Source organism: Paenibacillus sp. DMB5 (assembly GCF_001517085.1).
In the GTDB taxonomy this organism is placed as follows: Bacteria; Bacillota; Bacilli; order Paenibacillales; family Paenibacillaceae; genus Paenibacillus_AQ.
In genome coordinates, this window is record NZ_LRAC01000174.1 from 79803 (window position 1) to 95883 (window position 16081).

The window sequence follows — 16081 nt, forward strand, 5'->3', positions numbered from 1 at the left end:
TACAATATGTTTAATATAATTTAACTTTCGTTTTTAAGGAGTGCTGTTTATGGTAAAGGAAAAAAGCTTTTGGGCTGCTCCAGGCAACCGGAATATGCTGCTGTTCTTTACAGCCAAGCTCGCTTCAATTCTCGGCTCCGGTATGTACACTTTTGTAGTGGGGCTGTATATCCTGAAGCTCACAGGCTCCGGGAGCAGCTTCGCCGTTACGATGGTCTGCGGAATGCTGCCGCGGATTGTACTCGCCCCCTTTGCCGGCGTGATGGCGGACCGGATGAACCGCCGCCGGCTGCTGATTTACTCAGACCTCGGCGCCGTATTAACGCTGCTGCTGGCTTATCTGACAGTCTCGCTGAACGGAGTCACACTGCCGCCTGTTTACGTGACCCTCGTTCTGCTCTCAGTCTGTTCTACCTTTTACGGCATTGCCGTCTCCTCTTCCCTGCTCCAGCTTGTAGAGGCAGATTCTCTCCAGCGTGCCGGATCGCTCAATCAGATCGCCGGCTCCATTGGCGGCCTGCTCGCACCTGTTCTGGGCGGCATGCTGTATGCCACCGTTCAGCTGGAGCTGTTCCTGCTGCTTAATGCTGCAGGCTTTGCGGTCTCTACCCTCATGAGCTTCGGCCTCAAGTTCAAACCGGCGGCAAACTCAGATGCTTCCGCTCACGCGCACAAGCCATTGCCGGATAAGTCTGCCGGCCGCACTGTGCTGACTGAGTTCCGCAGCAGTCTGGCCGGCGGAATATCCTACGTCTTTAAAAAGCCCGTCATCCGCTCCGTTATGATTATCGTCTTCTGGGTCAATTTCTTCGTCGTTTCCCTGAATGTAGTCCTGCCTTATGCCGTTGTTCAGACGCTATCCCTCAGCTCCGGACAATATGGCACCATTAATGCGATGCTCGCCGCAGGCATGCTGGCGATGTCGCTGCTGCTGACCGTCCGCCGCCAGAGCAGCAGTCCGACCAGTTCATTGATCCGCGGCCTGCTTATGCTCGGACTGCTGTTCCTTGCGCTGGCCTTGCCGCTGATCGTTGATTTAAGCCGTACCGGGACTTTTATCTATCTGATGGCCATGCTGTTTATGGTCGGCTCCACCGTAATGAATATCAATATACCGGTGCAGGTGTATCTTCAGAAGACGGTTGAGTCTGCCTATCTCGGAAGAGTATTTGCCGTCGTGGAGACAGCCTCCGGGGCGATCGCTCCGGCAGGAATGATCCTCTACGGGGTGCTTGTAGACTCGGTTCCTCCCTCCATCCTGCTCGGAGTTTCCGGCTTGTCAATCCTGCTGGTCACTTGGCTCGGCTCCAGAAGCCTGAAACGCGGCATCGGACAGGAAGTAACGCAGCAGCGGGAAAGCGCGGTGCAGCTTCCTACCTGAGGCTACATCATGAATGCCGCCGGAAACAATAAAAAAGCCTGCGGCATATATCGCCGCAGGCTTTCTGCTGTAGCTGACCATGGGATCAGCACATTTGAATTACTCCTGATTACGTCTGCCTCTGAACACCCGGTTCAGCACAATACCTGCCGCAATCAAGCCAAGCCCTGCCAGATAGATCGGGAGCGGACTGCTCTCGCCGGTCTGCGGCAGCTGGCCGTCAACCCCGGAATCCGTTACAGTCCCTTTTGGAATATTGTCATCATCGATATCGATATCCGGAGTATCCGTATCAGGACTGCCGCTGTCAGGGTCACCCCCGCCAAGCGGAATCTCATCGTCAACCGGAATTTCTACGGTTCCTCCACCAGGGGATTCCGGTGAAACTGACGGCCCCGGTGTTGCTGCCGGAGGAGTAATTGCCGGACCGCCCGGAATCTCATCATCTACAATAATTACACCCGGAACTTCAGTACCCGGCGGCGGCGTACCCGGTGTTCCTCCAGGAATTGCCGGTGAAGGAGCAGGAGAAGGTGTTACTCCTGGTCCAGGTGATGTCGTAGCGGTAGGTGCCGCTGACTCTGTAGGTACCGGTGATACCGTTGGTACCGGTGATGCTGTCGGCGCCGGTGATCCGGTTGCAGCCGGGGTTTCCGTTGGTACAGCCGTCGGTGATGGCGTTACCGTCGGAGTTGGTGTAGCTGTCGGCTGTACGGCAGTATTGTATACGGTCAGGTTAATCCCTGCCACCGAGCTTATGCTCACCGGATATTCTCTTGTATCCAGCACATAGCCGCTCGGCGCCGCTGTCTCAATCAGAATATAGCTGCCCAGCCAGATGTTATTGAACACTGCGCTGCCTGCCGCGTCCGTAGTGCGTGTGTTAACCAATACGCGCTCAGTCCCGTTAAGACGGTAGAGTTCAAAGGTCGCGCCTGCCAGCACTTTACCGGTGTTCTGGGCGTCCAGCTTGCTGACGGTCAGTGTTCCCCGCTCCCCGCTGCCTGTGCCCGAGCCGCTGGATACACCGACAATGACCTCTGTCGTTGTATTCTTTTCAACATTAACAACATTATTTCCGGTAAATTTCGCGGTGTTGGTCAGCTTATCGCCTGTCTTCGCTGCAATCAGCGACTGGTACTCCAGGATATAAGCCCTGTCAATGTCACGGGCAAAGCTTAGTTCAAAGCTCTGTCTGCCATTGTCATCGGCCAGTACCTGCAGGGTGTAGTCCACACCTTTTACCAATGCCGTGCTGCTCTTCGTAATATCGCCGTTTGCAGCAGCTATTCCTTCATAAAGACGGAAAGAATCCGGCAGTAAAATCTGATTAATACTTGGCGTATCAATAATCTTGGCATCCTTAACATGGGACTGGCTGCGGTTCACCGCAAGGGTCCAGTCGATCTTTTCCCCGTTCTGGAGCCCGCTCTTCAGGACATATTCCCCGCCGTGCGGAATTGATACCGATGCGGTCAGATCCCTGGATACCTTTTTCTCACCGTCCAGCAGATTCGCCGTGTTGACTACAGTGCTGCCGATAAGCTGGCCGGCCAGAGTAGTCTTAAAGACAACGGCATACGCTTCGCTGATGCTTTTAGCGAAAATGATTCTAAGCTTACCATCGTTACCTGCGTAGTAGGTGTAGGCGCTGCTGCCCAGTTCGGCACCCAGCGTATAATCTCCCTTGGCATCCACATTCAGCTTATAAACCTTCAGTGAATCCGGGATCAGTCTCTGCCCGGCGGTCAGCACATCGGATACAACAGGAAGCTTTACCTCTTTGGCGGTATAATTGACGCCTACCGTCCAGGTCAGCTCCTTGCTGGAAGCATTATACACTCCGGTTTTGAAACCGTTGTTCTTCCACTCACTGCGGGGAATAAACCTACCGTCCGCACTTGTACTCTGCTTAATACCTTCAATATCTGTCCAATCAATCTTGGCTGTGTTAATAAAATCGTCGGTGTTTCCGTTCAGCCAGTCATTGCTGAAATAGGTAGTGTAGCTGATGGTGTAGGACCCGTTAATCGGGCTTTTGAATTTAATTTTGAAGCCGGCATTAGGCAATACCGGTGTAGCGTATTCCAGCGTATATGCTGATTGATCAAGTACTGTATTGCTGCTGTTCCGTACAACGATTGTTTCCGGGATCAGCTTTTGGCCGCCCTGAGGAAAGAGGTCTGTAACCACAACATCCTTCATCGGATGGTTATCGCCGTTCAGTGTAATTTTCCAGTTCGCAGTATGTTCTGCATAATTTGCCCCGGAGAATGTTTTGTAGACGATAATAGGCCTTACAAGCTGCGTTGCCGATTGGCTGTACGTGCTGTCTGAAACGGTATTGGTAACGGTATGGTCCTTGAATACCCGCCCAACCGCTTCGGTTTTGTATTCAATCCGGTATGCAGAATTGATGCCGGCATTGAATTGCAGTTTGAAGCCCTGCTTGTTCTCCACTCCTGCAATGGCAGTTACTGTGTAATCCGTATTCTCAGTTAACGCAGTCCCCTTGGTCGCTTTTCCTGAAGAATCCAGCGTCACCGGATACACTTTAAGCGAAAAAGGCACAAGCTGCTGGGTGTCGTCGAACAAATCCCTGAGTACGGCACTCTGCTGCGGAATGCTCTTCAGGTTGTAATTGTATTCGATGGCCCAGGTAATGACCTGGATGCCCCAGTCGTAATGAACCGCTTGTTTCTTCAAGCTGCCGCCGCGCTCTACATTGACTGTCGCCGAAGCACTGGCCGGATCACGCCCGTCTCCTGTAAAGGTGGCGGTATTCGTGTAGCTCGCCTCATCCCCGGTAATTCCCGTTGTATACGTGATGCGGTAAGCTCCGTTAATAACAGGATCGGCAAAACGTACTGTAAGCACACCGCCTGCAACTTCGGCAGAATACTTGCTGCCATCCACCACAGCACCCTGCTGCACTGTGCCGTCAAGCTGCACATTCAGCTGGTAAACAGCCAGCGTCACAGTGCTGTCCAGCGTCAGGCCGGCCGGGATCGGGTCAGTGAGCAGGGCATTGGTTACCGGCTCGAGCCTTTTATTCACATCCACCGTCCAGTCAATCCTGTCGGCATTGAAGCCGCTGGCCCTGCCTGTCTTGGCAATCGTTGAGCCAACCTCAGGCTTGAACGTAACCGTTATGGTCTGGGCGCCTCCGTTAACCGGGAATATAATCTGCTCGGTCGTGCTTCCGCTGACCTTGGTGCGGTCAAACTTTGTGTTCACCCGTAGCGTTCCGTGCACATTGCCATGATTCTCAATGTAACTGCTGAAGGTCATCGCTACTTCATGTGTGGCTTGGCTGACAGTAAAATCGCCCGCCTGCCCGTCATCTGTAACAAGTGTTCCGCTGATGTCATTGAACAGCTGGAACTGTTCAGGCAGCTTGAAGGTAAAGGTGTCTCCGGCGCTGTAGCTATGTCCGTCGGGAAGCGCCCACGTATAGTCCAGCGTCACATTCGAGTTCACATCATAGACACTGTCCGTAACGGTGCTTCCGTCAGGTCCGTAAACGGCCATGGACACACTGGTAATGATGTCCGTCTCATGTTCGATCGCTTCTGCCTTAACCTGTGAAATAAACCCGATTCCATAAGCGTATTGCACAAACAGCATAAGAACCGCAATAGCCAGACTGAACCTCTTTTTTATCATTCCCCGGTATCCCCCATTCCTAAAATTCATTTCAGCTCTCACCAAGGCTTCTGTTTAAGATGGCGCCGAATCCGCTGGTAATGGCACACTCCGCCCAAAGGCCAGTTATGTATATCGGTCAAAAACCGTCCATCTTATGTAAACAAGCAGAATTCCTTCCTTTTCTGGTCAGCTTGAGCGTTATATACTTATATCACCTAAGTATAGAAGCTTAGAATCAAAAAATGTTTAAAACAGGAATATTTATTTTTTGAAAAGCAAGCTTTAGAATAAGGGAGCGAAATTTGTGGATCTGACTAGCTTTTTGGGACGAAAACACGAGAGCGATTTCATTATGTTCACGGCTCCGCATTTCCTGGCCCTGGCTGCAGCAGCTGCACTTTGTGTGCTGCTGTTCGCAGCAAGGTTTGCACTGCGCACCCGCCCGCTTCTGCGGAACCAGGTCCGCTGGCTGCTGATTATCGTACTGCTGGCTTCAGAAGGCGGGCTGCATGCATGGTATCTGTCCCATGGCATCTGGAGCAGCCGCCAGTCACTGCCGCTGGAGCTGTGCGGAATTACATTGCTGCTGTCAGCGGTTATGCTGCTAACCCGCAGCCGGCTGCTCTACTCTTTTCTGTATTTTGCCGGGATCGGCGGGGCCTGTATCGCTCTCCTCACGCCTAATCTGGTCTATCCTTTTCCGCATATCCGTTTTCTCCTGTTCTTTACGGCGCATGCGGCAATCGTGCTGTCCTCCCTGTTCATGACCTGGGCTTACGGATTCCGGCCGACCTGGCGGTCGCTAATGTTTACCATGCTCTGCCTTAACCTGATCGCTGTCATTGTTTTTGCGCTGGATAAGCTGCTTGGCGCCAATTACATGTTCCTGGCTCATAAGCCCGGCACCTTCTCCGTTCTCGACTACTTTGGCCCTTATCCTTATTACCTGCTGGTGGAGGAGGTATTTGCTCTCGTCATTTTCCTCTTGATGTTCCTGATATTCTTCAAGCTGCCGGAGATGGTCAGAAGCCGGAAGGCTTCCCGGAGCAGAAATTTATAAACACGGTTGTACAAAAAAACAGCACCGCCCTGGAAAAACCAGTGCGGTGCTGTTTCATCATCCGAAAAAGGGCGTTGCCCCGGAAGAATTAAGCTTCGATAATTTCGACCGAAGTCATTTTGTCGCGTCCCTGGAAGCTGTCAACCAACTCCATGCCTTGTACAACTTTACCGAATACAGTGTGTACTCCGTCAAGGTGCGGCTGCGGTGCATAGCAGATGTAGAACTGGCTTCCGCCAGTGTTTTTGCCGGCATGCGCCATAGCCAGCGTTCCGCGCTCATGCTTGTTAGGGTTGATCTCGCAGTTGATTGTGTATCCAGGACCGCCTGTGCCGGTACCGTTAGGACAGCCGCCCTGAGCCACAAAACCCGGGATAACGCGGTGGAATACCAGACCGTTGTAGAAGCCGTCGTTAGCCAGCTTCTCGAAGTTTGCCACAGTATTAGGAGCATCGTTTTCAAACAGATCGATCAGCACTACGCCGCCGTTTTCGAGTGTAATTTTCGCTTGCTTTGCCATATGTAAATGACCCCTTTCAAATGTTCAGATGTACAACACGTTTATTAGTTTACTATGAAACTGCGCACAAAGCAAAGCAAGCGGGAAGGGTTCCCGCTTGCTTTGCAAACGCGCTCAGCCGGAAGGGCTGCTGCCAGAGCCCGAAACCTACTTCGTTACAGCCTTCTTGGCAATGCGTTCAGGTACAATATCGTTCACAACGATGTCACCATGACTCTCACGGCGTACAACCAGATCGCTCTGGCCATTCTGTACGAAGACCACAGCCGGACGGCGGATCCGGTTGTAATTGCTGGCCATCGAATAGTTGTACGCGCCGGTGCAGGCAACCGCGAGCAAATCTCCGCTCTTAACAGCAGGAAGCTCAACATCCCAGATCAGCATGTCGCCGCTCTCGCAGCATTTGCCGGCGATGGATACTGTTTCTTCGCTCTCTTCAGTGGCCCGGTTAGCCAGGAGCGCCTCATATTTGGATTCATAGAGCGCCGGACGCGGATTGTCTGTCATGCCGCCGTCAACGGCCACATATTTGCGCACACCCGGAATCTCCTTGTTCGTGCCCACTGTGTACAGCGTAGTTCCGGCATCGCCTACGATGCTGCGGCCCGGCTCTACCCAGATCTGCGGCAGCGAGCTGCCGATTCCGGCGAAATGTGTCTTCACAGCATCTGTAATGGCTGCGACATATTCCGATACCAGAAGCGGTGTATCACCGTCTACATAACGGATGCCGAAGCCTCCGCCAAGGTTGACGACAGGGAAATCAATGTTCAGCTCTTCCTTCACCTTACGGGTGAAATCAGCGATCCGTTCAACAGCAAGCTGGAAGCCCTCGGTTTCAAAAATCTGTGAGCCGATATGCGAATGAACGCCAAGCAGCTGCAGATTGGCTTTGTCAGAAGCCTGCTGTACAGCAGCATAGGCAGAGCCGTTGCCGATGTCAAAGCCGAACTTGGAATCGGTCTGGCCGGTCGAAGCATAGGCATGGTGAGCATGAGCTTCAACGCCTGGGGTTACGCGCAGCAGCACATTCACGGTTACTTCCTTGCTGGCCGCAATGGCCTGCAAAAGGCTCAGTTCCACGAGGTTATCAACTACAAAGCAGCCGATGCCCGCTTCAATCGCCATTTCAATCTCATCCGGCGTCTTGTTGTTTCCGTGGAAATGAATACGCTCAGCCGGGAAGCCTGCCTGCAGCGCAGTGTACAGTTCCCCGTCCGATACTACGTCCAATGACAGCCCCTCTTCGTCAACAAGGCGGCACATAGCCATGATTGAGAACGCCTTACTGGCATACGCTACCTGGAACCCCAATCCGGATGCTCGGAAGGCATCCATATACTCGCGGCAGCGCTGGCGGATTAATTGCTCGTCCATTATATATAGCGGGGTACCATATTCCGCCTTGAGTTCGGTCACATCACATCCGCCGATTTCCAGATGTCCGGCATCATTAATCCGGCTCGTCCCGTGTAAAAACATTGTCCAGTCCTCCAATTTCCGTGGAACGTTTTGATTCCACCCTGTCTATTGTATGAAATTTAATCCCCGGTGTTCCAAAAACGGGCTCCAGGCTCTATCCCGGACTTCACAGGGGCTATTTAGTGTATTCAGTATAACAGACAGAGGGAACGTCATAGAATGGACTAATTTGCAGTTGATTTGTATTTTTTGTACGCCTATTTTTCGTTCTCCTGAACAGGCGGCATTCTGGTATTATCCCGTGTTTTGTTGAACGACGGCCTTGATTTGGAGCTGAGCACCGGCTGACGTACCAGAATAGCCCCCATAGCTTTTGCATTAAATGGTATAAACGGCCACAAATATGAGGAGTTATAGGACCGGTGAGTGGTCAGCAGAATAACCAGCAGCGTTGAGCCGATCATAAAGCCCTGTACCTGAAATGCAGCCACGGCCAGCAGCAGCGCAAGCCTGACAATCCGGTTAGCCAGACCAAGCTCATAGCTCGGAGTCGCGAACATCCCGATTGAGGCGACAGCCATATACAGTACAACCTCATTGACAAAAAGCCCGGTCTGTACAGCAATGTCGCCGACCAGTATAGCAGCGATCAGCCCCATTGCCGAGCCCAGCGGTGTCGGCGTATGCACAGCGGCCATGCGCAGCAGATCGACCCCCAGCTCAACGATCAGGAACTGGGCCAGGATCGGAATCTTCGCCATTTTCTGCGGGCCGATGAAATCCAGCATGGCCGGCTTGAGCTCCGGATGGATGACCATCAGCATCCACAGCGGAAGCAGGAACATGGAGGCGAACACGCCGATGAACCGTACCCAGCGCAGATAAGTTCCCATGAACGGGGTCTGGCGGTTCTCCTCGGCATGCTGGCAGAGATCAAAGAAGGTTGTCGGCAGGACGATAACGCTCGGCGAGGTATCCACAAAGATCACAACCCGACCTTCCAGCAGATGCGAAGCCACGGTATCGGGGCGTTCCGAATATCTTACGAGCGGATACGGATTCCAGCCTCTCCCGACGATCGCCTCCTCCAGCTGCTTGTCAGCCAGCGGAATGCCGTCAATGTCTATGCTCTTGATTTTATCGGTGACAGCCTGTACCTGAGCCTTGTCCACGATATCGTCGATATAGGCTACGCATACATCCGTCCTTGTACGCCGGCCCACCTGGTGCATCTCATATTTCAGTCCGGGATCACGGAGCCTTCTGCGCACCAGTGCCACATTGCTCAGCAACGTTTCGGTAAAACCGTCGCGTGCCCCGCGTACAACACGCTCAATTGAAGGCTCATCCGGGCCGCGTGCCGGATAGGCACGGGTATCCATGATGATGACCTGTTTTTCTCCCTCAATGAAGAATACGCTCATGCCCGAAAGCACCTTGTTGATGCTCTCGCTTAATAGCTCGCCCTTTTCCACCTGAATGTGAGGGATATACTCGGTCATAAAGCTGCTGAGCGCACCGGTGGATACCTCGTCAGGCGTCAGATAGGTCAGCCGCTTCAATATTTCGTCAATGATCGTGTCCTTGGCGAAGCCGCTGATGCAGAGCAGCGCTACCTTGCGGCCCCCGAAGGCCATTTCCCGGAAGACAATGTCAAAAGAAGAACCAAGGCCCAGCACCTCTGTCAGCGTCTTTTTGGTGTCCTCCAGATGTTCCGGAATATCATCATTTCCCTGCCAGTAGATAATGGACTGCTCGAGTGAGTCCGAGCGCTCAGAATCCCGCTTCTTCTGCATGGGATCTTCTTTTTTCTCCTGCGGCTCCGCAGCCTGCTTTCGCTGCTTCTTCCCGGTCTCCCGGGCCTGCCGGCTGTTATTCTCCTGCTTACCCTGCTCTGCTTCCGGCTCCTCATCCTCCTCATCCGGCTCCTCGCCGAACAGTCTGGCGAAAAAGCCCTTTTTGCCGCTTTCCGGCTCTTCGGTACCAAGCTCACCGGATATCTCGGCATCCTGATTACCTGTTGCTCCGGGGTCCTGAACACCGGAGGTTTCGGCCCCTTGTGTGCCTGCCCCCCCCGTACCGGAGGCTTCTGCCGGATCACTTTCATCGCCAAACAAGGTGGACAAGAAGCCTTTCAGGCCGCCGCCCGTCCCTTCCTCAGCCTCCTGCCCCTCATCGCCTTCTTGCCGGCTGTCCGTCTGGCCCTCTTGCCCACTGCTGCGCTGCTCTGCACTCCCTGTACTCTCAGACTCTTGTTTATCCGCGGATGAAGCACCCTGAGACGCAGCGGAGTCTTCCTCCTGCCGGGCATCATCCGGTTGGGTATCCTCTGGTTGGGTATCCTCCGGTTGAGTATTTTCCTGCAGGACATCCTCCTGTGGAGCACTCCCCTGCGCTGCAACCTCCGCGGAATCAGATATGCCGGAAACCTCCGGCTCCTCCTCCCCTTCTGTCTTATCCCCCTCCTGGTCCGGAGTACCGGCTCCAACAGAAGCCTGCAGATCATGATCCCCGTAGCCGGTTGCCCCTTCATCTACGCCGATATCAGTACTGCCGTCCGCCTCCCCTGTATGCTCCGGCTGCTCTGTGTGCGTCTGTTTTTCCTCCTCCGCACCGTTTCCCTGCAGATCCGCATGCACAGGAGCAGAAGCTTTTTTGCGGTCCGTCTCCACCTGATCCCCGCTGTGTATATACCTCATCACTTCATAACCTCCTAAAAGTTCAATATGCCGCTGATGCCTCGAAGCTGTACCTTACAACAGCCGGGTTAACGCTGGTAGACAAACCAATCGAACAATGACCCCGCAACCTTGCCGCAGACCATTGCCATCAGCAGGCCGAACAGATAATGCGTCATATGCAGCCGTTTGGCCAGAATGGGCAGCACGTTCAGTACCTCCGTCAGGGCAGCGGCCAGCATACCGACAAAAACCCCGTCAAGCAGGCCTACTCCCAGCTCAGCCAGCGGACCGGCCGCTATCCTCCAGTTCCAGAAATCACTTACCGTTCCGAGCAGCGAGCCTCCAACCATCGCTCCCTCATACCAGTGCACCTTGTTGTAGGAGGAAGTCAGCTGAGCCAGGCGCGGAACCATATCCAGTACAATAAAAAGGGCAATTACACCCCCGCCGACGGCGATTCCGGCCGCTACCCCCAGCAGCAGATGGAGCCCGAGGGAGAGTGGAGCAGTCATGGGGCTCCCCTCCTTTTTGCGGAAGAGCGTTGACGTTGCTCCAGCTTGCTGTATTCCTCATGCACTACGTAATGATCAATATTTTTTTGGTACAGGAACATTTCCACTTCAAGCGGTGTCGGCTCCTCGTTCCATTTTTTTTTGAACAGGTGATTGAAAAAAACCACCATCCCGAACCCGATTCCCAGGGAATAGGCCACCTGAAAGACATATGGATGCTCGTCACGCCGCCCGGTCAGCATTTCCACAATTCGCACATGCACCTCCTGCATGCTGACATCGGCATGGAAATTCATGATTGTCAGCGCCGAGCCGAAGAACAGCAGCAGCCAGACGAGCATAAACAGGGCAATGGACGGCTTGCGTGCCTCGAGCGGGCCTTCAATCTGTACAATGGTCCGCCCCTCCCCGATCGGCTGGATGTCGGCCCCCGGAACAAGCTCATGAATCCGCGGGATAATGGTCAGCAGATCTATTAGAATCAGATTCCCGTCGCTTTGCTCCGGCTGAAGCAGCAGTATCGGGTCCAACTGCTCCCTAATATCCGCAGCAGCAATCAGGTAAGCCACATCCCGCAGCATAACACCCCGGCCTTTGGGCACCGTGACCCTGTTCTTCAGCTGTATGTAAATCGCAGGTGCCGGCTTATCCTTCATCTTCATGCACCTCCTCAAAGGATGACAGCAGAATAACGGTAGTATGGGAGAAACGCCTTATTTTTACTCCAGAGAAGCAGATTTCATCTTTGAAAAAACAAAAAAAAAAGATGCCTTCCCAGCCATTACGGCTGCATGAAGACATCCTCATATTGCAGAAAGCCCTGGAGTTACTCTCCTCAGGCGTATTTGTATTTGGTTAAGCAGCCTGCTTCAGTTCTGTCTGCTGCTGTTTGGCCTGCTGGCTGGAAATGTAGAACAGTGCCGTCCAGATCAGGGCAAACCCCACAACCTGCGCCATCGTAACAAGCTGGTGATAGACAACCCAATTGATCAGAATCCCGGTCATCGGGAAGCTTAGCTCGGCCAGTGTGGCAAAAGAAGCTTTGGTCGTGTTCAGTCCTTTGTAGTAGAGCAGCATACTGAGCAGTCCCGGCAGCAGCGCCTGCAGCAGCAGGTTAATAGCTACTAGCGAAGTAGCTCCCAGTCCGCCGTTTACCTGCCATGGAGCCCCTTCCAGTGTAGTCAGGGTGAACAGCAAAGGAAGTGCAAGAATGAAACGCAGGGAGGTTACGGTCTCATAGCTCATGGAGCCAAGCAGATAACGGCCCATAACGGTCGATCCGCCCCACAGGGCAGCAGCGCCCATGGCCATCAGGCTGCCTACGCTGACAAAGTTGTTAACATGGCCGAAAGGAATCGTCCAGCCGAAGGTCAGCAGATAAGTGCCGGCCAGTGCAAGAACAATCAGCAGTCCGAAGTTGCGTGGAAGACGCTCTTTCAGAATAACGGCTGCCAGTCCGATGGCGAACACGGGCTGGAGCTTCTGCAATAGCAGTACGGCATTCAGATCACCGCTGGACAATGCCTTGGTGAACAGGATCGTTGCCACGGCGGAACCGCCCCAGGACACAACGAGCAGCGCGCCTGCCTGACGGAGCCCGATGGACTTCAGCTCGGCACGATGGCGCCAAAGGACCGGTGCGGCTGCGAGAAAAGTACAACATGCTCCAGCAGAACGATCTGCGAAGAGGTCAATGATTTCAATAAAATAATCCGGAACAGCGGATCAACGCCCCAGAGCGCCGCCCCGAGCACAACCAGCCAGAAGCCGCTGCGGATTGGCGATGTGCGCATACCTGATGATGAAGCTGATACGTTACTCATAATTCATTCTCCTTGTCGATACAAACCCTCGATAAGAGACCAAAAAGCCCCCGAACTACCCTGTTACAGCAATTATCGGGGGCATTTTCAATAAAGACATCAGGAATATACCTGTTGCCTTCATCTATGATCCTCTCCCATCCGGACTTTACCGTCGGCTCTGGATTGTCACCAGATCAGTCAATCCCGCAGTATATGCAGTGATTGAGTCGCGGGCTTAGTTCGCTTTGAACATCACCGCCGGTCAGGAATTTCACCTTACCCCGAGAATCTTGTATTCCGTTATTTTTTTCACAATCTCAGAATAACTCTGTTCTGCCATTTCGTCCAGTCTTTTTATGAAAATTTTTGCTTTGTTTCATATCAGCATAGCAGGGCTTGTTCAGAAGATTGAGATATTTGGAAGAATATACTGAATTATTAAGGTATAATAAATCTATCTGTTTTTTCCATACTCCAGTATATAGAAAGAGGGTAACTGTGAAAAGATCAATCTGGTTAAATTTGCTGTTTTCTATAGTAGCCGTAGTTCCTATTGCCTTGCTGGCATTTGTCGGCTATTTCATTGTTGCACTGCTGGGCGGGTTCCGCTTCTATGCTCCGCTCACTGCCGTGGTCGCTGCTGTACTGTGCGCCTATATCGTGTGCTCTATCTTCGGCTGGTTCACATCCCGAACCCGGGGCATTGCTTTTGCATCGTTCCTGGGGCTCTGCCTGCTGGCAACCGGCGGGTATGAGCTGAACAAGGCTTATGTGAACAGCCTGGCTGAGGTAAACGAGCAGGAGGTCTCCCTGCAGCAATATCAGCCTTTTCATCCCGGGTCCAAAGTTGCCCTGCTGGAACAGCCGGCTTCCTATAAGATTACAGACAATCCGCCGCGGCTAGACGGAGCTACTGCGCTGTATCCGCTCTACTCCGCATTTGTGCAGGCCGTATACCCGGAGGATGAGTATGACCCGTACGATTTTGCAGATAATCCGGTCGTGTGTTCTTCCACATCTTACGCGTATCAGCGGCTGCTCTCCGGTGAAACGGACATTATCTTTACCGCGGCTCCCTCGCTTGCCCAGGAGAAGGATGCCAAGCTGGCCGGCCGCGAGCTGGTGCTTACACCGATCGGCCGTGAAGCCTTTGTCTTTTTTGTCAACAAACGCAATCCTGTCAGCAGCCTGACCACAGAGCAGATTATGGACATCTACTCCGGGGAGCTTACGAACTGGAAGCAGGCCGGCGGCCGGAATGACCGGATCAGAGCCTTTCAGCGCGATGAAGGGAGCGGCAGCCAATCGATGCTGCAAAAAATCATGAAGGACCGCACCCTGATGCAGGCGCCGTCTGATGATGTGATGGATCTCATGAGCGGGATTATCTCCCGGACTTCCAGTTACCGCAACTATAAAAATGCCATCGGCTTCAGTTTCCTTTACTACGCCTCTCAGATGAACCGGAGCGACGAACTCAAGCTGCTTGCCATTGACGGTGTTGAGCCGGACAAGGAAAGCATCCGCAGCGGTGCATATCCTTATACTGTTAACTTTTATGCTGTAACAGCGGGTCCTCCTTCCGCCAAAATGCAGGCCTTTCTGGACTGGATCGTGTCTCCGGAGGGACAGGAGCTGGTGGCCAAGACCGGCTATGTACCTGTTAACTGACCGATGATTGTCCCATTCTAAACAGTGGTATGAAAAGGGAGTGCTCCGGCTGTCCGGAAACACTCCCTTTTTGCGCCGGGTAGCCGGGCTGCGCGGATAATGGTAGATTCGCGCTCGGGATGGCTATTTCAAGGGGATTTTTCCCTTTGATTAAGCTCGCGAGCGCGCTGTCCGGCTCATTCAAAGGGATTTTTCCCTTTGATTTGGCTCACTGGCGCTCTGTCCGGCTCATTCAAGGGGATTTTTCCCTTTGACCTTCCTTCCTTCCTTCCTTCCTCCTCCTACCCACTTGGGAAAAATTCCTTTACGTTGGAGATACTAGCTAGACGAAGCGAAGAGGATTCCCCCATCCACTCATCTGCCCAAAAATCACATTGGTCATGGGCACCTGGCCAGAGAAAGAAAATGAAATTTTTTACAAATCGTGAAAGTATAGCTTCCATTCTCTCAATTTGAATCTATCTGTTTGAAACATATAAAAAAAATCGGGTAACACCTTTAATTTGGTAATTAGAAATGATAGCGCTGTTATTCTATAATCATCTCGTATTCAAGCAAATATGCTCATAGATCCACCATAATGAAAGGAGGCGGCAGCGGGGAAGTTTGAACGCCAGGGATTCATTAAAGCATGTACTCCAGGAGACATTGCAGATGTGATAGCAAGGAATACTGCGCAATACCGCATTCCGGAAGCACATTATCAAGCATTGAAAAAAATTAAACTCTAGGAGGTAATACCCATGTTCAAATTTAAAAAAGTAGTGACAACACTTCTTACCGCTTCAATGGCTTTTGGCATGTTTGCAGCAACCGCAGGTGCCGCAGCGACTGATTACTGGCAGAACTGGACTGATGGCGGAGGAACTGTAAACGCTACCAATGGTTCTGGAGGAAATTACAGTGTTAATTGGTCTAATACAGGTAATTTTGTAGTGGGTAAAGGCTGGAATACCGGATCGGCTTCCCGGACAATCAACTACAATGCCGGTGTATGGTCGCCCTCTGGCAATGCCTATTTAACCCTTTACGGGTGGACCCGGAACACACTGATCGAATACTACGTTGTAGACAGCTGGGGCACCTACCGGCCTACAGGCAATTACAAAGGTACCGTAACCAGTGACGGGGGCACCTATGATATCTATACAACAACCCGGACTAATGCGCCTTCCATCGACGGCACTGCGACGTTCACCCAGTTCTGGAGTGTCCGTCAGTCGAAACGGGCAACCGGCAACAACGTCGCAATTACTTTCGCCAACCATGTGAACGCCTGGAAAAGCAAAGGCATGAATCTGGGCAGCAGCTGGTCCTACCAGGTGCTGGCAACGGAAGGCTACCAGAGCAGCGGCAGCTCCAATGTAACGGTATGGTAAGC

9 protein-coding genes, 2 pseudogenes and 1 riboswitch are annotated in these 16081 nt (G+C 52.7%); of the genes and pseudogenes, 4 read left to right on the forward strand and 7 right to left on the reverse strand.

The window, feature by feature from the left end:
* Positions 1-49 precede the first annotated feature (49 nt).
* Positions 50-1381, forward strand: a complete 1332-nt coding sequence (locus AWJ19_RS33465) for an MFS transporter (RefSeq protein WP_068730041.1) — start codon at positions 50-52, stop codon at positions 1379-1381.
* 99 nt (positions 1382-1480) lie between these two features.
* Here AWJ19_RS33465 and AWJ19_RS33470 read toward each other — a convergent pair whose 3' ends face one another.
* A complete protein-coding gene (locus AWJ19_RS33470; RefSeq protein WP_068730043.1) occupies positions 1481-5047 on the reverse strand; it encodes a collagen binding domain-containing protein in 3567 nt (1188 codons plus the stop codon).
* A gap of 286 nt (positions 5048-5333) precedes the next feature.
* Here AWJ19_RS33470 and AWJ19_RS33475 point away from each other — a divergent pair, with 286 nt between their 5' ends.
* Positions 5334-6089: a TIGR02206 family membrane protein gene (locus AWJ19_RS33475; protein ID WP_068730044.1), complete on the forward strand. Its 756-nt coding sequence runs from the start codon at positions 5334-5336 to the stop codon at positions 6087-6089.
* 88 nt (positions 6090-6177) lie between these two features.
* Here the strand turns inward: AWJ19_RS33475 and AWJ19_RS33480 are convergent, their stop codons facing one another.
* The 6 genes and pseudogenes from AWJ19_RS33480 to AWJ19_RS33505 all read right to left on the reverse strand — a co-directional run bounded on the left by AWJ19_RS33480 (position 6178) and on the right by AWJ19_RS33505 (position 13047).
* Positions 6178-6609 carry a peptidylprolyl isomerase gene (locus AWJ19_RS33480; RefSeq protein ID WP_068730046.1) on the reverse strand — a complete coding sequence of 144 codons (432 nt, stop codon included), beginning with the start codon at positions 6607-6609 and terminating at the stop codon, positions 6178-6180.
* 147 nt (positions 6610-6756) lie between these two features.
* Positions 6757-8091, reverse strand: coding sequence for a diaminopimelate decarboxylase (lysA, locus tag AWJ19_RS33485; protein WP_068730048.1), 1335 nt, complete (start codon positions 8089-8091; stop codon positions 6757-6759).
* Positions 8092-8288: 197 nt separating this feature from the next.
* Positions 8289-9854 (reverse strand): annotated as a pseudogene (locus AWJ19_RS34995) (spore germination protein); the annotation flags it as partial.
* 944 nt (positions 9855-10798) lie between these two features.
* Positions 10799-11224: a stage V sporulation protein AB gene (locus tag AWJ19_RS33495; RefSeq protein ID WP_068730050.1), complete on the reverse strand. Its 426-nt coding sequence runs from the start codon at positions 11222-11224 to the stop codon at positions 10799-10801.
* Positions 11221-11880: a stage V sporulation protein AA gene (locus tag AWJ19_RS33500; protein WP_068730052.1), complete on the reverse strand. Its 660-nt coding sequence runs from the start codon at positions 11878-11880 to the stop codon at positions 11221-11223. The genes AWJ19_RS33495 and AWJ19_RS33500 overlap by 4 nt, the downstream gene beginning before the upstream one ends.
* Positions 11881-12079: 199 nt before the next feature.
* A pseudogene (locus tag AWJ19_RS33505) lies at positions 12080-13047 on the reverse strand (DMT family transporter).
* A gap of 125 nt (positions 13048-13172) precedes the next feature.
* Positions 13173-13322, reverse strand: a riboswitch (FMN riboswitch).
* A gap of 205 nt (positions 13323-13527) precedes the next feature.
* Between AWJ19_RS33505 and AWJ19_RS33510 the strand changes: the two are divergent.
* Positions 13528-14700, forward strand: coding sequence for a substrate-binding domain-containing protein (locus AWJ19_RS33510; protein WP_068730054.1), 1173 nt, complete (start codon positions 13528-13530; stop codon positions 14698-14700).
* 743 nt (positions 14701-15443) lie between these two features.
* Positions 15444-16079, forward strand: a complete 636-nt coding sequence (locus tag AWJ19_RS33515) for a glycoside hydrolase family 11 protein (RefSeq protein WP_068730056.1) — start codon at positions 15444-15446, stop codon at positions 16077-16079.
* The last annotated feature ends 2 nt before the right edge of the window (positions 16080-16081 follow it).